Genomic DNA, 21,434 nt, shown 5'->3' on the forward strand with positions numbered 1-21,434 from the left:
CAAAGATAAACTGAACAGGTCTACTGAACAGGTCTGAAGTCGGACGGCTGGCTAATGTCTAACACCATAGGCAAAGCGCACGTTTAGGCTCCTTGTAAAACCGCTCCTAAATATTTTCCGGTCAACGACCTTTTACGCTTGGCGACCGTCGTCGGTGTGCCTTGCGCCACAACCTTACCTCCGCCTGAACCCCCTTCGGGGCCCATATCAATCACCCAGTCTGCTTCGGCGATGACATCGAGATTGTGCTCAATAACGAGCACCGAGTTGCCGGCATCCACTAAGCGGTGCAGTACATGCAGAAGCTTGTCCACATCCGCCATATGCAGGCCTACGGTGGGCTCGTCCAGCACGTATAGATTGTGTTGATGACCCCGGCCTTTGGCATCTTCCGGTGTCATTTTAGCTTTGGCCAATTCGGCCACCAACTTAATGCGTTGTGCTTCGCCACCGCTTAGGGTTGGGCTTTGCTGGCCAAGCGTTAAATAACCCAAACCCACATCTTGCATTAAACGTAAGGCATGATGAACCTTGCTAATGGGTTTAAAAAACTCACAGGCATCGTCAATATTCATGGCGAGCACGTCGCCAATATGTTTGCCTTTGTAACGCACACTTAAGGTTTCGTCGTTAAAGCGCCAACCGTGGCAAACGTCGCAAGGGACGCGTACATCGGGCAGAAAATTCATTTCTATTTTCTGCATGCCCTGACCGCCGCAACCTTCGCAGCGGCCATCGCCGGCGTTAAACGAAAAACGTGCGGGGGTGTAACCGCGAAGGCGAGCATCTACGGTGCCGGCGAATAGTTTGCGAATCGCATCCCAAATACCAATATAAGTGGCTGGGCACGAGCGCGGCGTTTTACCAATAGGGGTTTGATCTACCTCCAGGATACGGTCTATGCCTTGCCAGCCTGCGATGCTTTTAGCCCCTTGCCACGGCTGTTTAGGTTTGCGTTTTTGGGCGATGGCGGTTTTTACATTGGGGTAAAGGACGCCGCGCACCAGGGTGCTTTTACCGCTGCCACTAACGCCGCTGATGGCAACCAGTTGATGCAGTGGTACAGACACATCGACGTTTTGTAGATTGTTTTGGTTGGCGCCTTCTATGATGATGGACTCTTTCTCCCATAAAGTGCGCATCTCACGGTTGCGCAATTCGGGCATGGGGTGACGTAAAGGTTGCGCAAGCATTTGCCCTGTCAGCGACTGCTTGGTTTTCATAAGCTTGGCAACACTGCCCTCGCCCACCACATTACCGCCGTTAACACCGGCGCGGGGGCCGATATCAATAATATGATCGGCTTCGCGCATGGTGTCTTCATCGTGCTCTACCACCAATACGGTATTACCCTGCTGTTGTAGCTCGCGCAAGGTGTCGAGCAGTTTGCGGTTGTCGCGGGTGTGCAAGCCAATGGTGGGTTCATCCAACACATAGCACACACCTTGCAAGCTCGAACCAAGCTGGGCAGCCAAGCGAATACGCTGCGCCTCGCCCCCGCTTAAGGTGGGCGCGGCGCGATCCAGGGTTAGATAATTCAGTCCGACTTTTTGCAAAAAGTGTAATCGATTTTGCATTTCGCTGAGTAGATCGCGGGCTATGGCTTGCTCATCGGTTTTGAGTGTTAGCTTGCTAAACCACTGCTCGGCCTCAAGCACCGGCAGTGCGGCTAATTCGGCAATGCTTTTATGGCGAAATCGCACAGACAACGCTGTCGGGTTAAGGCGCTGACCTTGGCACTGAGAGCAGATGGAGTCGCAGCCGTCCTCTTCGGGTTGCCAGCTGCTCTCTTCGCCAGATTGTTCTTCGTCAAAGCCTTTAAGTTTTACCCCGGTACCAAAGCAACCTTCGCACCAGCCGTGTTTTGAATTGTAAGAAAACAAGCGTGGGTCCAGCTCGGGAAAACCACAACCACAACTTGGGCAGGCCCGCTGGGTAGAAAACAAGCGCTCTTTACTCTTACTTTTAGACTTAACTTTAGCATTGTCCTTGGCAGCATTAGCGGGTGCGACAATCACCACGCCATTGCCTAAGCTCAGTGCTTGCTGCAGGGCAGCCAAAAGGGTTTGTTGCTGTTTGGGCTCTATGGAGAGAGTGCTAAAAGGCAACTCAATATTGTGCTCTTTATAGCGGTCGAGCTTAGGCCAATCGTCGGTGGCAAGGTAGTTGCCATCGACCCGCAACTGAGGGTAACCCTTTTCTTGCGCCCACTGAGCCAGTTCGCGGTAAATACCTTTGCGCGCCACCACCAGTGGAGCGAGCAAGGTAACCGCTTGCCCGCGATAGTCTTTCTGCAAGCGGGCCAAAATGGCATCCACCGTTTGCGGCTCGATAGCCACATCACAGCTGGGGCAATGTTGCACGCCCAGCTTGACGTACATAAGGCGCAGATAGTGATAAATTTCGGTTAGCGTGGCAACGGTACTTTTGCGCCCGCCGCGACTGGTGCGCTGTTCAATGGCGACAGCAGGCGGTATGCCGTAAATAGCGTCTACATCCGGTCGCGATGCTGGTTGCACAAACTGGCGTGCGTAGGCGTTTAACGACTCTAAATAGCGGCGCTGGCCTTCGCCAAAAATCAAATCAAACGCCAGAGTACTTTTACCGCTGCCGCTCACACCCGAGATAACCGTAAGCTTATCGCGCGGAATTGTAACGTCGATATTTTTTAGGTTGTGCTCGCGGGCGTGGTGCACGCTAATCACGTTTTTTGCTTTGCTTTTCGGTTTGATGCCATCAGCCACCGATAAGGCGCCGCCGGTGTTGAGTGTGTGACAATACTCGTTTAGTGCGCGAGCGGTATAGCCTTTGGCCTTTTGCATGATCGTTTGTGGTGTTCCCTTGGCGATAAGCTCACCACCGGCGTCGCCGCCTTCGGGGCCAATATCAATGACCCAGTCGGCGGCGCGAATCACATCCAAATTATGCTCGATAATCAGCAGTGAATGCCCGGACGCTTGCAGCTGGCGAAAGGCCTGCATCAAGGTGGCAATATCGGCAAAGTGTAAGCCGGTAGTGGGTTCGTCAAATAAAAACAGCGTATGATCGCGCTCGCGGCTTTTGATGTTGGCCAAATGCCCGGCCAGTTTTAAGCGCTGCGCCTCACCACCACTTAAGGTTGGCACCGCCTGCCCCAATTGAACATATTCCAGCCCTACATCGGCCAGAGGTTGCAGACTTTTTAGTACATCGGGCTTATCGTTAAAAAAGCTCAGCGCTTCGCTAACCGTCATTTCTAGCGCATCGGCAATAGACACGGCGCGCTGGTCTTTAAGTAGTTTAATTTCCAGAATCTCATCACGAAAGCGTTTGCCGTTACACTCTGGGCAGCTTAAATACACATCGCTTAAAAACTGCATTTCGACGTGCTCAAAGCCATTTCCCTGACAGGTCGGGCAGCGGCCGTTGCCGGAGTTAAAACTAAAAGTACCCGGTTTATAGCCCCGCTCCTTGGCCTGCGGGGTGCTGACAAAACACTTGCGAATGGCATCAAAGGCGCCCACATAGGTGGCTGGGGTGGAGCGTGTGGTTTTGCCAATGGGGCTCTGGTCCACCATGACGACCTGATCGACTAGCTCCATACCGGTAATGGCACGGTGCTCGCCGGGCGCTTCGGTTTGCTCGCCCATATGCTTGCGCAGCGCCGGATAAAGCACTTGCCGCATTAAGGTGGATTTACCCGAACCACTCACACCGGTTAAGCACACCAGTTGCCCAAGTGGAATTCTGACATCAATATTTTTTAAGTTATGGGCGCAGGCGCCTTCAATGTTAATACTTTGGCCGCTTTGTACTTTTAAGGTCGGCAAGTATTCGGCGGCGATTTCTGCCACACCATCGCTACTTGGCATTTCAATTTGTTCGCTGCCGTTTAAGTAGCGCGCAGTGGTGTTGGTTTTGCGCTTGAGCAAGGCTTTGGGGGTACCGAAAAATTCGATATTGCCGCCATTGCGGCCGGGTTTGGGGCCGATATCTAAAATTCGGTCGGCCGCTAAAATCACTTGCGGGTCGTGTTCAACCACTAACAGCGAGTTACCGGCATCACGCAGGCGGTGCAAGACTTTAACCAAACGATCAATATCGCGTGGGTGCAAGCCGGTACTGGGTTCATCCAGTACAAACAAAGTGTTTACCAGCGAGGTGCCGAGTGCGGTGGTCAGGTTAATACGCTGTACCTCACCACCACTTAGGGTGCGCGACTGTCGGTCCAGTGTTAAATACTCCAACCCCACTTCACATAAATAGGTTAAGCGCGAGCGAACTTCACTGAGTAAGAGCTCGGTGGCTTCGTCGAGCGCGTTATTTATGCCTTTGCTTTGCGCCTCTAATTGGGTGAAGAAGGTTAATACGTTAACCAGTGGCAAGCCCATGGTGTCGGCGATATTTAAACCGGGTAGCTGGGCAAAAGTTTTATCGGGCAGTGTCGCGCCCACGGGTTTAAATCGCGCGCGCCCGGCCAGCGCTTGCTCGGCTAAATTGAGCGAGCCAATACGCCACCACAGTGATGGCGCTTTTAAGCGGGCGCCATTGCAGTCAGTACATAGGCTGTAGGCACGATACTTAGAGAGCAGTACACGAATGTGCATTTTGTAGGCTTTAGATTCCAGCCAATCAAAAAACTCGCGCACGCCATACCAGACGCCCTTGCTCCAGCCGCCCTCACCTTCGAGTACCCAGTGGCGCTCTTCGTCCGACAGTTCGCGCCAGGGCTTGGTAATGGCAATACCGCGCTTTTTTGCAAACTTAATTAAATCGCGCTGAACTTCGGCGTAGCTAGGCGTTTGAATAGGTTTAATCGCGCCGTCTTTTAAGCTTTTGCTTTCATCGGGGATAACCAGCCCCCAGTCCACCCCAATGACGCGGCCAAAGCCTTTGCAGGTTTCACACGCACCCAGCGGTGAGTTAAACGAAAAATGACTTGGCGTAGTCTGGGCGTAGCTGATATCGCAACTGGGGCAATGGTGATGGCTGGAAAAATGCCTGGCCTCACCCGCCTCGCGGTTATCGTCTAAGGGGTAAACGCGAACATGCCCCTTGCCGTAATGCAGCGCCGCCTCCAAAGCCTCGGTTAACCGGCCGCGGTTTTGCGAGGTTAGTTTAAGGCGATCTTGCACTACCTCAACCTGGGTGCCATTGCGCTGGTGGATGCGAGCATAACCCTGCTGATTAAGCAGCTGCAGTACCTCATCGTCGCTAAGAGCTGCGGGGACGGTCACCGGCAGGCAAACCATTAAGCGCTGATCGGACGGCCATTGTTCAAACAAGGTTTGTACAATGCTCTGCGAGCTATCGGTCACCACCGGTTGCCCACAGCTCGAGCAGTAAAGATTGGCGAGCCGGGCAAACAGCAACTTTAAATAGTCGTTAAGCTCGGTCATGGTGCCCACGGTGGAGCGCGAGGTACGTACGGTGTTGCTCTGCTCTATGGCAATAGCCGGTGGAATACCGTCAATGCTATCGACAGCGGGTTTGTCCATGCGGTCGAGAAACTGGCGGGCATAAGCCGAGAAGGTTTCGACGTAACGGCGCTGGCCCTCGGCGTAGATGGTGTCGAACGCTAGAGTAGACTTGCCTGAGCCACTAACCCCAGTCACCACCACCATTTCTCCGAGGGGAATATCAAGGTCGAGATTTTTCAGGTTATTTTGGCGCGCGCCGCGTACTTTAATAGCGTCGAAACTCATGGATAGTAATCTCACAACTGAGGAAAAAGACTGGGTAAATATACAGTAATCGACCTTGTTGACCAACCGATAAAAGTCAATTGTTCACAGTACGAACGTATGCCTAAATAAGATGCCTGTCCTTGACGTTAATCACAGGGGTCAGCTAATTGCTTATTGATCAATAACATCGCGATTGTGAAATTACTGGCCCGAGTACGCTATCATATCAACCGCTCTGTACCCTAGGTGTGACTGAGCACTCGCCGCTTTGATTCACACACATTTTAGGCTACCAAATTTAGGACTGAGAATGTATCGATATTGCCCCTTTACGTTGAGTTTATTAAGCGTCTGTGTGATAAGCGCCGGGGCTTGGGCACACCCTACCATGGAAGAAATCAATGTGTCGGGACAGCGCAGTAACTTAATTGGCCAGAGCGTATCCGCTTCGCAGGGGGTAGTCACCCAAGCGGATATAGAAACACGGGCACTGTTGCGAGTAGGTGAAATACTTGAGTTGGTGCCGGGCATGGTGGTGACCCAACACAGCGGCACCGGCAAGGCCAATCAGTATTTTTTACGCGGTTTTAACTTGGACCACGGCACTGACTTTGCGACGGTGTATGACGACATGCCGGTTAATATGCGCAGCCACGGCCACGGCCAAGGATACACCGACATCAACTTTGTGATTCCTGAAACCGTGGGTTCACTGCGCTATCAAAAAGGCCCCTACTACGCCGCAGTGGGTGATTTTAGTGGTGCCGGTGCCACGCAAATAATCAGCCTGCGGGCCCTTGATGAAGGCACACTAAAACTCACCCTGGGTGAGCATAACTACCAAAGGTTACTCGCCGCCGATAGCTTGCACCGCGGCAATAGCGATATATTGTGGGCGCTGGAGCACACAGGCTACCAAGGCCCCTGGAGTGATATCGATGAAGATTTAGACAAACTCAACGCGCAAATTAAGGGCACAACAGATCTAGCGGCAGGCACTTTGCGCTGGGGCGTAATGGCCTATCGCAACCAGTGGAACAGCGCGGATCAAATCCCCACCCGCGCCGTCACCAACGGCACCATTAATGAGCTGGGCTCTATAGATCCCAGCGCCGGAGGCGAATCCAATCGTTACAGTGTCAACGTGGGTTTTGACAGCGCCCACTGGCATGCTTCCGCTTACGCCATCGATTACGATATGAACCTGTGGTCTAACTTTACCTATTATTTGGATGACCCCGAGCACGGTGATCAATTCGAGCAGGTGGACCAGCGCCGACTTTTCGGCGGTCAAGTTACCTATCAACGCGTCGATCAAATGGTCGGTAAGCCTATGCACAATGTATTTGGCCTGCAAACCCGCTGGGACGATATTGCCGAGGTAGGTTTGTACACCACAGAAAATCGAGTGCGAGATGGCGTGGTACGCGCCGATTCGGTGGATGAACACAGCGTGGCATTGTACTGGGACAATACCATTCACTGGCGCAATGATTTTAAAACCGTACTGGGTGTACGTTACGATCACTTTGATTTCGATGTGCAAGATAACGTTGGTGTAAACCGCTACGGTGTGGATTTAAGCCCAAACAGTGGCGAGGCCTCAGACGGTATTGCCTCAGTTAAAGCCAGCGGCATTTACACCCTAAACCCCCAATGGGAAACTTACCTGTCTGTCGGCAGCGGTTATCACTCAAACGATGCGCGCGGCACCACCATTCGCGTAGACCCAAACACCGGCAGCACCGTAGACAGTGTAGACCCCTTGGTGCAATCGCTAGGCAGTGAATGGGGCTTGCGCGGTCGACCGTTGCAAAACCTCAATGTATCGGCGGCCCTCTGGTATTTACAGCTGGACAGCGAACTGCTGTTTGTCGGGGATGCGGGCAATACCGAACCCAGCGATAAAACGGAACGCACCGGTGTAGAGCTAACCGCCTATTATCGTCTTAATGACAATTGGACACTGGATGCCGAATACGCCTACACACATGCCCGCTTTGTTAATGAGCAACCGGGCCGCTATGTACCGGGCGCGGTAGAAGATGTTCTGCAACTGGGCCTAAGCGCCGATTACGCCAGCGGTTTATTTGCCAGCCTGCGGGTAAGACACTTTGGCCCCCGACCATTAGTCGAAATCGGCGATATTAAATCAGAGGCCAGTACCTTGCTCAATGCAAAGCTGGGTTACCGTTATCAGGCTTTCACTATAAGCGTAGACGCACTAAACCTGCTAGACAGTGACGACCACGATATAGATTACTTTTATGAGTCACAGTTAGCAGGGGAAACAGCGCCAGTGGAAGATGTGCATTACCACCCGTTAGAGCCGAGAAATTTTCGGTTAACGGTAGAGGTGGCGTTTTAGTTGTTAAAAAGCCCGGACAATGTCTGGGCCTTTTGGATGTTGGTGAACCACGTTCCTGTTTGGCTAGAGAAGTCATCAAAAGGCCGTTCTTGTGCATCCCTGCGTCCACGACATTATTTATTATGCGGCTCTTTGCAATGAAGTTTCCCGAGAAAAACGGACCTAATTATTTTGCGACATTTATTGCTTTTATTTGCCGGCGGTGTTTGATGTAGACTTGCCTCGAAAACCAAAACAACCAGCCTGATCAATTGTTGTATGAACCATGCGATAATCGAATTTTGATGTGCTGGTCAGACCTCCCCAATAGAAATGACAAGTCTGGCGCCATAAATAACCCATTGAACAGTACTCTGTACCCTTCTAAAGACTGGTTGAGTGCTATCTGCCACATTGAGCGAGGCTTTGGTCGTGTCATCAGTCTAGTTGTCAAAGACACTGATCTAGGTAAATTGTTAGCCCCAACTGAATATGGGTCATTGGCCACCGCTGACACATTCACAGTATATGTGGGACAACAGCCAATATGCTAATGACCGAACGACTGTTCTGATATCGTTGATCGGCGGCATTTAATCGTTTTGTTTGTGGCAATAATACAATAAATACCGGCGCTAGGCCGGTAACAAATAACTACAAGCCCATCCCCCCGACCCTATCCCTGGCAAACTGCCAAGCCACTCGCCCACTACGCGAGCCACGGGTCATACTCCAACGCAAGGCCGCGGCTCTTACCTCGTCATCCCACTCGCCGCCCAAATGCTCAACCCAGGCTTGTGCGGCCTGCATATACTCCTCTTGCCGGAATGGGTAAAAGCTTAACCACAGGCCAAACCGCTCAGATAGTGAGGTTTTTTCTTCTATTGTATCGCCGGGGCGTATATCGCCATCGACCAACTCTGTTTCCAGATTTTCGCTCATTTTATGGGGCATAAGGTGGCGGCGGTTGCTGGTGGCGTAGAATAAGACGTTATCACCAGGGGCAATGATTGAGCCGTCTAGTGCTGATTTTAACGCTTTGTAGTTACTTTCACCTTCTTCAAAAGAGAGATCGTCGCAAAAGATAATAAAACGATCTTGTTCTCGCTCGCTTAATAGCGAAAGCAATTGGCCTAGGTCTTTCAAGTCGGGTTTATCGATCTCGATTAATTTCACCAAGTCTTTTTGCGCATACCAGCAACTTTTAATTAAAGTGGATTTACCGGTACCGCGGGCGCCGGTTAGAAGAATATTATTGGCCGGTAAACCCTGGGCAAATTGAGCGGTGTTGCGAAAGATAGCCTGCTTTTGTTGCTCGACATTTTGCAGGGCATTTAGTGGTACATGGTGTGGTTCATAGACCGCTTGTAAGTGGCCACCATTGGTACCGCTGCGCCAATAAAAAGCCGGGGCTTGCCAATCGCAAGGCTGACTGGCGGGAGGTATCAAAGGCTCTAAACGGTCTAGCAATTGATTAAGACGGTTAAATAATAAGTCGATGTCACTCACAAGTAGAGGCTCCGATGAATAGTGAACGTTAGGTTACTGCTCGCGTTTGGAGCTTTCTTGATCGCGCCGCAGTAATTCGTTAACAGAGGCCTGCAGTTGCTGAATTTGAGATTCCAGGTCGGCGCGGTTAGGCTGCTCGCCCTCCTCTTCCAGCTGGCGGGCACGATTTTCCGATTCAATGACATTAACCACAATGCCGATAATCATATTGAGGAAGGCAAAGGCCGTAAGGAAAATAAAGCTCACATAAAACAACCAGCTAAACGGGTACTGCTCCATGGTTTCGTACATAACGTCGGTCCAGTCCTCAAACGTCATTACCCGAAACAGAGTTAACATGCTAATGGCGATATCGCCCCACAGCACGTCATTGATGGAGGCAAAAAAGAAGCTGCCCACGGCGCCGTAGATATAAAAAATAATGAACATCAGCAGCGCCACGTAACCGAGTTGTGGCATCGCCTTTAATAGTGAGCTAATCAAAATACGCAGCTCGGGGATAATGGAAACCATCCGCAGGACGCGGAACACCCGAATTAAACGGCCAATAAGCGCCATATCACTGTCTTCAATTGGCACCAGGCTGACAATGACAATTAACGTATCGAAGATATTCCAAGCCGATTTGAAAAAGTTGCGTTTGTGCGGCTCGCCAAGAAAACGAATGGTGATTTCCACTAAAAAGAATAAAGTGATAAACCAATCGGTAATTACAATTACCTGCGATACGAGAGGCGGAATATCGTAGGTCTTGGCGCCGATAACCAAAGCAGAGAAAACAATAATACCCACTACAAAAAGCTCAAAAGCTTTATTGCTGCGCAAGCGATTAAACTTATTTTGCAGCGTATTATCACGCGCCGCTTGCATGGTTTTTTCTAAATCAAAACTCACAGGTTATGCCTCGCAGGCTATGGCGTTGGGTAAATACAATGTTGAGCGAAAAGTTTGGCATCGGCGGTTTGCCACTGGGCGTCTGGCAATTGCATCATGGCTTCACACCAGAGCTCTGAACCTGTGGCTGCGTCTTCTATTAGTGTGGTATCACCCGTTGCGGATTCAGATTGGGGCAAGCTGGGAATCATATAATCTGCTTTATCAGCGGTCCTTTGAACGCTAGGGTCGGCATTAAAATTAGCCGGCGCCGGGGTTTGGCTCAGAATATAAAGCCCTACTACAATGGTAAAAACTCCAATGACAGTGGTTGTAAGGGCGATGATTAATTGTTTGGACATAGCTTTCTCAGTTGGCCTTTCACTGTGTTGTGATTTTGGTTCTATGTTTTGCGTAACATCACATTCTGTTTGCTGAATGCTGGCCTGTAGGCTAATGATCCTTGAGCCAACGGGCAAGGTCCTTAGCGTAGTAAGTAATGATTAAATCGGCTCCGGCTCTTTTAAAGGCCGTCATGGTTTCGCAAACAATGGCTTGTTCATCAATAACCCCAGCGGCGGCGGCGGCTTTAATCATAGCGTACTCACCACTGACATGATAAACAGCCAAGGGGCGCTCACTGTGCTGGCGAATGTTAGCCAGTACATCCAAATAGGCGGTGCCGGGTTTGACCATTAAAATATCGGCGCCCTCTTGCTCGTCTTGCATGGATTCGGCCAGTGCTTCGCGGGCATTGGCGGCATCCATTTGGTAGGTGCTGCGGCTGCCTTTAAAAGTGCTGTCAACCGCATCGCGAAACGGGCCGTAAAAAGCCGAGGCAAATTTAGTGGAGTACGACATTACCGGTATATGGGTGAAACCGGCGTCATCCAATGCGCTGCGAATGGCGCTGATCATACCGTCCATCATGCCCGATGGGGCAATCATATCGACACCGGCCTTTGCGCAGTTAACCACTTGCTGTTGCAGGTTGGTTAAGGTGGTGTCGTTGTCCACATCGCCATTACACACCACGCCACAGTGGCCGTGATCGGTGTATTCACAAAAACAGTTATCGCTGATTACGGTCATTTCTGGCGCCGCTACTTTGGCGATTTGAATCATACGCGCCAGCAGGCCTTCGCTGTGCCAAGTGTCGGCGCCGATGGCATCTTTGTGCTCGGCCACACCAAACAACAATACCGCCTTGATGCCTAGCTCCCACGCATCCGCCACGGCGTCAGCCAGTTGGCTTTCGGGGTAACGCACTACCCCGGGCATGGAGTCGATGGTTATCGGCGCAGCAATATTTTCTTCGACGAAAATAGGCAGAATTAAGTCGTTGACGCTGACTTGGGTTTCTCTGACCATATCGCGCAATGCCGCGGTGCGGCGTAGGCGACGAAAACGAATGTTATTGGGTTTCATAGTTAAGCTCGCAGATAATCTTCGTGGCTCCATTCGCACTGCACAAACATGTCACCAGAGCCCGGCACATGGTAATTGCGCTTGCATTCCCAGGTAAATGTATGGGTGCCGCTGAGTTCGGTTTCTAGGTGCACGGTGGCAGACACCCAGTACATACGACTGAGCAGACTTTCAAACTGCTCAATCCACTGTGTCCATTCGTATTCCACGGCGCGATAAGAGGCGCCGAAGTGCATAACATCGGTTTGGTAGTTGCCAGGCTGTGTGACAGGGTCCGGGATTGAGAACATCTCTTGGCAGAGAAATGGCCACTCTTCGGCCCGGGGTAATGACAGCATAGCGCTGCGATTCATTTGAATACGCTCGCTCTGCCCATCGCCCAATATACTGTCTTTAATACAGCCGTATACTATTGATTCGCAATCCATAACACCTACTCTTTGTATCAGGTTGAGTATTGATTTAGTAACTCAAGTAATTGCTCTTCACTTAAAATTTCAATGCTCAGGGATTCGGCCTTGGTGCGCTTAGAGCCAGCACCGGGGCCTGCCACAATAAAATCGGTTTTTTTCGAAACGCTGCCAGACACTTTTGCCCCCAGGGTGCGCAGTCGCTCCCCTGCTTCATCGCGGGTCATAGCTTCTAGGCTACCGGTTAAGACACACGTTTGCCCTGCCAGTGGTAGCTCGGCTGCGTTTTCTAGTGCTGCATTTTGCGGCTCGCTCTCTGGCCATGTGATTCCAAGCCCTTGGAGGCTGGCGATAATATCCAGGTTGTTTTGCTCGGTAAAAAAGTCGCGTATAAAGCGCGCAACGATGGGGCCAATATCATCGACCGCTAGCAGTGCATCTTCATCGGCGTTACTGAGTGCCTGTATCGAGCCAAAATGCGCGGCAAGGTTACGTGCTGTGGCCTCGCCTACCTCGCGAATGCCCAGCGAATAAATAAACCTTGGTAATGTGGTTTGTTTTGCGGCCTCTAAGGCGTTGAGTAAATTGGCGGCCGACTTCTCACCCATTCTATCCAGACCGGCGATGTCCTGTTGTAACAGTGAGAACAAATCCACCACATTTTTAACCAAGCTTTTATCGACCAGTTGATCGACAATTTTATCGCCCAAGCCGTCAATATTCATGGCTTTGCGTGAGGCAAAATGAATAATGGCTTCTTTGCGCTGAGCTGGGCATATAAGCCCTCCCTCGCAGCGAATAGCCGCTTCACCAGGTACTCGTACTGCCGGCGAGCCACATACTGGGCAAGTGGCGGGAAACTCAATTTCGCGGGTGTCGTCTGGCCTGCGCTCTTTAATCACGCTGACGATTTGTGGAATAACATCCCCCGCGCGACGGACAATAACGGTATCGCCAATTTGTACACCTAAACGATCAATTTCATCTTTGTTGTGCAGCGTAACATTGGACACCGTTACCCCGCCGACAAACACAGGTTTTAATCGCGCAACCGGTGTTAACGTGCCGGTGCGTCCTACCTGAAACTCAACATCTTGCAGCTGAGTCATCTCTTCTTGGGCGGGAAATTTATAGGCAATTGCCCAGCGCGGGGCGCGTGAGACAAAACCGAGGGTTTCTTGTAAGTCTATGCTGTTGACTTTAAACACCACCCCATCGATGTCATAGGGCAATTCATCGCGCTTTTCACCCAATTGCTGGTGGTAGGCAATGCAGTCGTTAATGGACTGAGCGACCGCCATATTAGGGTTGATTTTAAAACCCCAACGATTGAGTAAATGTAAAATGTCGGTGTGTTTACTCGGCAATGCCAAACCCTGATGAATACCCACACTATAGGCGCATAATTCTAAGGGACGGCTGGCGGTAATGCGCGAATCCAATTGGCGCAAGCTGCCGGCGGCGGCATTGCGCGGATTAACAAATACCTTCTCGCCTTTGGCCGCTGCGCTTTGGTTGAGCTTGGCGAAGCCGGCGCTGGGCATGTAAATTTCGCCCCGCACCTCTAAGCGCTCGGGCAAATTCTCACCGCGCAATTTGAGCGGTACCGATTTGATGGTGCGCACATTTTGGCTGATGTCTTCACCGGTGCTGCCATCGCCCCGGGTTAAGGCTCGAACGAACTGGCCGTTTTCGTACAAAATACTGATCGCAATACCGTCGAGCTTGGGCTCGCAGGCGTACTCGATCGTCTCATCGCTTTTTAGGCGATCTTTTAAACGTTGATCGAAAGCGGTCAGGTCGTCATCACTAAACGCATTGTCTAAAGACAGCATGCGCTTTTCATGAGGGACCGAATTGAAGGCGTCCAGCGGTGCAGCGCCCACCCGCTGAGTGGGTGAGCTGCTGTCGATTAAGCTTGGGTGCTGTTGTTCAATGTCACGCAGCTCATTGAGCAGGCGATCGTATTCGGCGTCGGGGATGGAGGGTTCATCGAGCGCGTAATAGCGGTAGTTGTGTTCATCAATATCGTGGCGCAATTCAAATGCGCGCTGGCGCGCAGCTGCGGGGGGCGCTTGCTGAATCACAGAAACCCCCTCTATGCGTTAGCGCGAGACAAGCGCTTGCGCTCGTACTCAACAATACGTTGGCGGCAGTGCTCCATGGTTTGACGAGTCATGATGCTGCGCTGCTCGTCTTTTAGTTCACCGTCCAGTGTTTCGGCGATGGTCTGAGCGGTATAGCGCATGGCATCGAAGGCTTGAATACTGTCGGTACGCAGCGGCAGGGTCAAAAACATACTGACACCGGGTGTAGCAAAGTTTTCCATGTTATCCAAGTCGAAGGTGCCCGGCTGAACCATATTGGCCAAGCTGAATTGGATGGGGCCTTCGCCCATACCCTGCTCGTGACGGTGAAAGATGTTCATGTCGCCATAGCGCAGGCCGCACTGCAAAAGGACATCTAACAGTGCGCCGCCGGCAAATTGATAACCCTCACGAGCCATAACGTTAATAATAATAACTTCGTCTGGCTGGGCGATGGGTTGTTCGGATTCCGGTGGCGCAGATGGCGCTTGAGAGGCCCGTGATGTTGTCTGCGTTGTGTTTTGAGTGGCTGCTTGTTCGTACTCAAAATCACCGTTGGGCTCAGAGAAAATAGGCTCGTGCTCTTGGCCCGGCAAGTCGTCACCATCCAGCGCACCGAAGCTAGGTTCCACTCGATTTGATGAGGAGTACTCTGGTTGCGCCGTGTTTTCGGCACCATGATTGGGTGTTGGCGAGTTTTCTGCCGCGGCATCAGCTTTGCGTTCGGCCTCAACCGACTCCATTAGCATGGGAACAGATTCATCCAAGTTAAGGGAAACTTGCTGTGGAATTTGCTGATTGTGCGTACCGGCATTTTCCGGGGTCAGCTCAATGTTAGGTTGACCGGGATCGCCGGCGGTGTCAGCTTGGTTGCGTTTGGCAATAACACGGGCACCACCGTTGGGCAGCTCGCTGGTGTAATGCCCGGCATCGTCTTTACTGTCTGAGCTGTTGAACTGGCGAGCCCGTTTTGACACACGAATATTGTCTTTACGCGCCATACGCATACGGCGCCAACCATCGAGTAAAATACCGATAATTAACAATACCACTATGATGGTTAACCACTCTTTCATAGCAAGTCCAGCTACCTTTTTACCGTAATGTTGTTTAAATGGCGGCCAGCTCGGCCGCCTCGTCTACGTCGACGGTTACTAAGCGCGATACACCGGGTTCGTGCATAGTAACCCCCATCAACTGATGCGCCATTTCCATCGCAATTTTGTTGTGGGTAATATAAATAAATTGTACGTGCTCAGACATTTCTTCCACCATGCGAGCGTAACGGCCCACGTTGGCGTCATCCAGCGGCGCGTCAACTTCATCCAGCATACAGAAAGGCGCTGGGTTGAGTCTGAAAATGGAAAATACCAGAGCGATGGCCGTCAGTGCTTTTTCACCACCGGAGAGCAAATGGATGGTGCTGTTGCGCTTGCCCGGTGGGCGCGCCATGATGGCGATACCGGTGTCGAGTAAATCTTCGCCGGTAAGCTCTAGGTAAGCGTGGCCACCGCCAAACACCTTGGGAAACAGTTCTTGCAAGCCGCTGTTGACCTTGTCGAAGGTTTCTTTAAAGCGGGTGCGGGTTTCGCGGTCAATTTTCTTAATCGCGTTTTCCAGTGTTTCCAGCGCTTCTAGCAGATCTTCATTCTGAGCATCCAAATAGTTTTTGCGCTCAGACTCAGACTTGTACTCATCGATGGCTGCCAAGTTAATGGCGCCTAGGCGAGATATCCGGTTTGCCAACTGTTCTAGCTCGGCCTCTAGCGGTTGCATCTCAGCGTCTTCAGCTAAGTTTTCTAGCAGGCTGTCCAGATCGAAATTATCTTCAGCCAGTTGATCGGCCAAGGTTTTGCGCTGTACTTCGAACGTTTGTGCGGCCAAGCGCTCTTGCTCTAGATGCGAGCGAACGGCTTGCACTTCTTGCTCGGCGCGGTTGCGCGATTGTTCTGCTTCACGCAGGTCGTGCTCTACAGTTTCTAGGGCGCGGCGTGATTCGGTTAACTCTTCTTCGACGGCAATGCGTTTGGCCAGCGCGGCTTCCAACTCTAGTTGATTGTCTTCGGCCGGGTCGCGATTTTCGCTCATGGATTCGGCGAGTTGTTCGCGCCGCTCTGCCAGTGTTTCTGTTTGCTCTTCCATGCGCGCAATATTGAGCTTGATGCTGTCAATTTGCGTATTGAGTGACGCGGCGCGCATTTGCAGCTCGTGCGCTTTGTCTTTGTCGTGACGAGCTTTTTGGCGAGCGGTGTCGAGTTTGGTACGATACTCGTCGCGACGAGCCAGTAAGGTTTCGCGCTCCTCGGTATCGGCTTCCATCGCTTCGATGGCATCACTTAAAATGGTGCGCGCTTCGGCGAGTTGTTCTGCCTCTTGCTCCATTTGTTCGCGTGCGTCGGCAATGTCGCCTTGTAAACGCGATTTGCGCTGGCCCAGCTGCTCGGCTTTTACTTGAGTGGCGCTAATGTTTGAGCGCAACTCACTGTGCCGTGCGTTTAGGCTGTCTTGTTCACGTCGATGTTGTTCGCGTGCCGCCTCAGTCGATTTAATGGCCTCGCGGTTTTGTTCGAGCTGCTCGGCAAGCGACTCTACTTTTTGTTCGGTTTGAGCGATCTGTTCGGCCAGAGTTTCTAGCTCTTGTTTGCGGGCGATAACACCGGCGCTGGCGTCAATTTCTCGGGCTACTTTTATCCAGTGAGCGCTGAGCCATAGACCGTCTTTGGTGACGACCGATTCGCCGCTGCTCAGTGTGGCACGAATGCCCAGTGCATCGGTTAAATTGTCGGCAATATAAATACCCGCCAACAATCCGTCGGTATCCCAATTGGCGTCAACTTGGCTGGCCAGTGTTTCGGCTTTGGTGTGGCTGGGGCTGTCGGTACGGACTTTGGTGTCCAGCAGAATTAACTCGCCCTGCTCTAACCCCTCTAGGGTGTTGACCACGCCATCTGCGCCCTCGACACAAACCGCTTGCAGGGTGTTGCCCAGAACGGTTTCCAGGGCTGTGTCCCAGCCATTGCGAGCGCTAACCTGCTCGGCTAGGCGCGGAGCATCCACCAACGCATGGGTTTCTAACCATTCGGTAATGGTTTTGTTCTTTTCGCCTAAAGCGGCCTGTTGCAGCGCTTCGAGGGAGGCGTGGCGACCACGCATGCTCTGTAAATCACTGCGCTGGCTGTCGAGCTGGTCGGTGAGCTGTTTGTTTTCATTGCGCGTCTGCTCAAGGCGATCGAGAAACCCCTCGCCTTTTTCGCGGGTGGTTTCCAGTTCAAGCTCAAGTTCGGCCATGGCTTCGCGCAACAGTTCGACTTCTTCACCGGACTCTTGGTCTTCACCTAGCGCGCGTTTCTCTTCATCGAGCTTTTCAATTCGCACTAGCAATCGCTGCTGAACTTGCTCAAGGTGCTGAATGCGCGACTGTTGGACTTCGGCCCGCTGGCGTGGTTCTGCCGCGCGCTGGTTGAATTGGTCCCAATCGTTTTGCCAGTTCTGCATAAGCTCTTCAGCCTCATGCAGCAGGTCACCTGAGGATTCTTCGGCCGCTTCGATTAATTCCAGCTCGGGTTCTATCTCAAGCAGTTCTGCCTGCCAGAGTTGCTCGCGATCGCGGTCGGTTTCGAGTCGGTCTTTAACTTCGCGAGATTCCCGATCGGTGCGCTCAAGATCGGTTTGCAGTTGGCGGTTGCGCTCTTCGGCGTGTTTGATGCTCTGCTCAACCCGGGCAATATCGGCGCCGATGGCATAAAAGCGCCCCTGCACCTCATTGAATTTGTCGCCTAAATCGGTGTACTGAGCTCGGTATTTTTCAATTTGAGTGTCTTTGTTGACCTGGTCGGTCACAAAAGACTCCATTTTGATTTCGAGATCGCGAATGCCCTGCTGCTTACCCTGAGCCTGCTGATCAAGATTGCGGTACTTAAGCGCTTGCACTTGTGCCTTGAGGCTGCGCTCTTGCTTTTTAAATTCGGTATATTTTTCCGCCGCTTGGGCCTGACGCTCCAGGCGAGACAGCTGGCGTTCAAGCTCATCGCGGATATCGGTTAGGCGCTCAAGGTTTTCTTGAGTGCGGCGCATACGGTTTTCGGTGTCGCGGCGGCGCTCTTTGTATTTTGATATGCCGGCGGCCTCCTCGATGTAAACCCGCAGCTCTTCGGGTTTTGCTTCGATAAGGCGCGAAATCATGCCCTGTTCAATAATGGCATAACTGCGTGGGCCGAGGCCGGTACCCAGGAAGATATCGGTAATATCGCGGCGGCGGCACTTGGCGCCGTTCAGGTAGTAAATATTTTGGCTGTCGCGGCTAACCTTGCGCTTGATGGAGATTTCAGTAAAGGCGGCGTACTCGCCTACCAAAGTGCCATCGCTGTTGTCGAAGACCAGTTCAATGGAGGCTTGGCCGACGGGTTTACGCCCACCAGAGCCATTGAAAATGACGTCCGTCATGGACTCGCCGCGCAGATTTTTGGCCGAGGACTCCCCCATCACCCAGCGCACCGCATCGATAATGTTGGACTTACCACAGCCGTTAGGGCCTACCACGGCGCCTAGATTGCTGGGGAAGTTAACTGTAGTGGGGTCTACAAAGGACTTGAACCCCGCCAATTTAATACATTTTAACCGCATAGGTCCTTGTCACTCTTATACGTGCCTGATGGCCACCGGGTTTCTTAGGTGCGACAAAGCTCAGGTTTTTTACATCCCTGTTGGGTGATGTCCTGCGCCACTGGCTCTTAAACCGTGCCCAAGTAAAGCTGGAAATTTTACACGCTTGAGAAGCGCTTTACACCCGCGTGACGCCTCAATTTACAAAGAAATCAATGCTTTCGCGCAATTGAGATCACAATCGCATAAAAAGTAAACAAGTGGTTGGCCCATATTGGGCTCTGCGGGGTGTGAGTGGCGGTTAATTGAATGCAGCAGAAGACGTGGTGCGCGGACGCGGCAAGATTTGTGGCACTCAGCCCAAGGCCGGAGCGCCACTATCACTGAGCTATAGCGTCTGGTCGATAACGACCTGAACTGGGTCTGCGAGCTTGCTCATGTCGACAGGAGCGGTACTCCCCTGTAAATCGCCAGGTTGCGGTGCGGCTGTGCCCGCCAGAGAAACCCGCGCGACCACTTCCAATGGGCCATTGGCGTGCAAACGGCTCTTGGTTGTCATGGCCATAGTTTCATCAAGAATAATTGACAAAGGAAACTCTGTCAGCTGCAGGCGTTGTACTGCAAGGGGCATGGGGCTGCCGTTGTGCTCACGCACTAAGACAAACACAGTTCCGGAGTCCGGCAAGCTAAGATTGGGCGCCAATGACACCTCAATCGGCAACTTCCAGATCGCGTTTGTTTCAGTATCAGACTCTGTGCCTAATTCCTGCTTGGCCCGGTCAATACCGGCCATCAGTGCCTGCCTGCCCGAGGCACCCACGGGGGTTAGATCCACCGCTGACTGCCAGTGTTCAATGGCCGCTGCATAATCCTGAGAGCTAAAAGCATTAATTCCCGCCAGACCGAGGGCTGTGGTGTCTTCGGAGTCAGACTCTAGGGCGCGTTCGATTAAAAAACGAATCTCGTCGGTTATTTGATTGTCTTCGACAAAGAACAGTGCTTGCGCCAGCTGGGAGGCAATTCCCGGATCGTTGGGCGATATGTCATAAGCCCCCCGAAACCCCTCAACCGCTAATTCGTAGCGCCCGACCTGATTGGCATAGCGCCCTAATAAATACCAATATTGAGGGTTGTCGCTGCGAGTTTTGACGCGCTCTTGCAGCAGTTCGATCAGCTCAGTGGTGGGCCCGATATCGGGCTGACGGCCGGCTTGCATGGCGGCGACATTGTGTTCTGCCACGCGCTTTTGTAATTTTACAAAAAGTGCATCACCGATAGAGCCTTGTGCCAGGTAAAGCCAAACACAAACGCCTGCCATGATTATTGCGCTTGCCGACAACACCCACAAGCCACTACTGTGGGCACTAGAGCGTCGCTCAGTGCTGTGGTCCGAGAGCAGGTTTCGTTTTAACTCTGTCACCAGTTTTAGGTGCTGTTCCTGATTAATTCGCCCCCGATCCAGGTCTGCATCAACCTCTTTCAGGTGTTCAAGGTATAAGGCGATGTTCTGCGCTTCACGCTCTTGTTCGCCAATGTGAACAGCATCGCTGCTGCGCCTGTGGCGCCACAGAGGCCAAAGCAGTGTTATCAGGGCAGTGAGTAATAGTGCAGCTGCCCCAAGCATAAAAAGTGTCATTGGCTTTCCTTGTTATATTTGGCCAACATTGAGGCAATTTTTGCCTCGTCCTCATCGGTAAGTGGCGTCGGTGCTGTTTGACGGCGGCGCACCATGCGCCAGAGCACTAGAGTGCCCAGTACCAACAAAAGCGCTGGGGCTAACCAGAGCACCGCTGTTTTCCACTCCAGAGGGGGTTTGTACAAAATATAGTTGCCGTAGCGGCGAACCATGTCATCTACGATTTCCTTATCGCTGCGCCCGGCCAGTATTTGCTCGTACAAATCCTGGCGTAAGCTTTCGGCCACTAAAGAGTCCGAACCAGCCACGTTTTGATTTTGACACTGGGGACAACGCAGTTCTTGATTAAACTGATCAAAGCGCTCGCGGTCCACTGGGTCGTCGAATGAATAGATTTGCTCGGCTGTGGCTAAAACACTTAACCAGCACAGTGAAAATAGTAAAGCTAGACGCATGAAAATACCTTGTTTAGAGCTGTCCGGAGTATACCGCCCCGCCCGCTTCGACGCGACCCCACAAGCTGAGTGCCGATCAACATTTAAACAGCAATCAATAAATGTAAGAAATATGCAAAAAAGTAGTTGACCTGCCCTAAGTTTTCATTAGAATACGCATCTCCTGAACGGGGGTGGTTAGCTCAGCTGGGAGAGCATCGCCCTTACAAGGCGAGGGTCACAGGTTCGATCCCTGTACCACCCACCAATTCAGGATTGCGGACCGGTAGTTCAGCTGGTTAGAATGCCGGCCTGTCACGCCGGAGGTCGCGGGTTCGAGTCCCGTCCGGTCCGCCACTATTTAAAAAGGCTCCACTTTGTGGGGCCTTTTTTTATGCCCGTTGAAATTGTCTATGTTGGCAGACGAGACGATGAACCTTAG

Annotated in this window: 12 protein-coding genes, 2 tRNA genes and 1 pseudogene; 3 read left to right on the forward strand and 12 right to left on the reverse strand. The window is 52.0% G+C overall.

Going from position 1 to position 21,434, the window contains the following annotated elements:
- Positions 1-83: 83 nt before the first annotated feature.
- Both uvrA (Q4563_RS23580) and uvrA (Q4563_RS23585) read right to left on the reverse strand, forming a co-directional pair.
- Complete coding sequence (gene uvrA / locus Q4563_RS23580) at positions 84-2,822, reverse strand: excinuclease ABC subunit UvrA (protein WP_442903697.1); 2,739 nt, start codon at positions 2,820-2,822, stop codon at positions 84-86.
- A gap of 60 nt (positions 2,823-2,882) precedes the next feature.
- Positions 2,883-5,684: pseudogene (uvrA, locus tag Q4563_RS23585) on the reverse strand (excinuclease ABC subunit UvrA); the annotation flags it as partial.
- 292 nt (positions 5,685-5,976) lie between these two features.
- On the opposite strand from uvrA (Q4563_RS23585), the gene Q4563_RS01220 reads away from it, so the two are divergent.
- Positions 5,977-8,034 (forward strand): TonB-dependent receptor, encoded by a 2,058-nt coding sequence (locus Q4563_RS01220; RefSeq protein ID WP_303603339.1) that lies wholly within the window; start codon positions 5,977-5,979, stop codon positions 8,032-8,034.
- Between the two features lie 633 nt (positions 8,035-8,667).
- Here Q4563_RS01220 and Q4563_RS01225 read toward each other — a convergent pair.
- From Q4563_RS01225 to Q4563_RS01270, 10 genes are all read right to left on the reverse strand, one after another.
- The gene (locus Q4563_RS01225) at positions 8,668-9,522 is read right to left on the reverse strand and encodes an ATP-binding protein (RefSeq protein WP_303603340.1); all 855 of its coding nucleotides are present in this window, start codon (positions 9,520-9,522) and stop codon (positions 8,668-8,670) included.
- A 33-nt stretch (positions 9,523-9,555) separates the two neighbouring features.
- A complete protein-coding gene (locus Q4563_RS01230) occupies positions 9,556-10,392 on the reverse strand; it encodes an ion transporter (protein ID WP_215977771.1) in 837 nt (278 codons plus the stop codon).
- Between the two features lie 41 nt (positions 10,393-10,433).
- Positions 10,434-10,757, reverse strand: a complete 324-nt coding sequence (locus Q4563_RS01235; RefSeq protein WP_303603341.1) for a DUF3012 domain-containing protein — start codon at positions 10,755-10,757, stop codon at positions 10,434-10,436.
- 91 nt (positions 10,758-10,848) lie between these two features.
- Positions 10,849-11,823: a porphobilinogen synthase gene (gene hemB / locus Q4563_RS01240; RefSeq protein WP_303603342.1), complete on the reverse strand. Its 975-nt coding sequence runs from the start codon at positions 11,821-11,823 to the stop codon at positions 10,849-10,851.
- Between the two features lie 2 nt (positions 11,824-11,825).
- Positions 11,826-12,251, reverse strand: coding sequence for a hypothetical protein (locus tag Q4563_RS01245; protein ID WP_215977440.1), 426 nt, complete (start codon positions 12,249-12,251; stop codon positions 11,826-11,828).
- Positions 12,252-12,268: 17 nt separating this feature from the next.
- Positions 12,269-14,320, reverse strand: a complete 2,052-nt coding sequence (ligA, locus tag Q4563_RS01250; RefSeq protein WP_303603343.1) for an NAD-dependent DNA ligase LigA — start codon at positions 14,318-14,320, stop codon at positions 12,269-12,271.
- Positions 14,321-14,331: 11 nt separating this feature from the next.
- Entirely contained in the window at positions 14,332-15,396 is a 1,065-nt protein-coding gene (gene zipA / locus Q4563_RS01255; RefSeq protein WP_303603344.1) for a cell division protein ZipA, read from the reverse strand.
- Positions 15,397-15,430: 34 nt separating this feature from the next.
- Positions 15,431-18,943, reverse strand: coding sequence for a chromosome segregation protein SMC (gene smc / locus Q4563_RS01260; RefSeq protein ID WP_303603345.1), 3,513 nt, complete (start codon positions 18,941-18,943; stop codon positions 15,431-15,433).
- A 367-nt stretch (positions 18,944-19,310) separates the two neighbouring features.
- Positions 19,311-20,558, reverse strand: coding sequence for a c-type cytochrome biogenesis protein CcmI (gene ccmI, locus Q4563_RS01265; RefSeq protein WP_303603346.1), 1,248 nt, complete (start codon positions 20,556-20,558; stop codon positions 19,311-19,313).
- Positions 20,555-21,013, reverse strand: a complete 459-nt coding sequence (locus Q4563_RS01270) for a cytochrome c-type biogenesis protein (protein ID WP_215977445.1) — start codon at positions 21,011-21,013, stop codon at positions 20,555-20,557. Before Q4563_RS01270 ends, ccmI begins: the two co-directional genes overlap by 4 nt.
- A 171-nt stretch (positions 21,014-21,184) precedes the next feature.
- On the opposite strand from Q4563_RS01270, the gene Q4563_RS01275 reads away from it, so the two are divergent.
- Positions 21,185-21,260 (forward strand) — tRNA-Val (locus tag Q4563_RS01275).
- Between the two features lie 12 nt (positions 21,261-21,272).
- Positions 21,273-21,349: transfer RNA gene (locus Q4563_RS01280), tRNA-Asp, on the forward strand.
- Positions 21,350-21,434 lie beyond the last annotated feature (85 nt).

Source organism: Gilvimarinus sp. 1_MG-2023 (assembly GCF_030548285.1).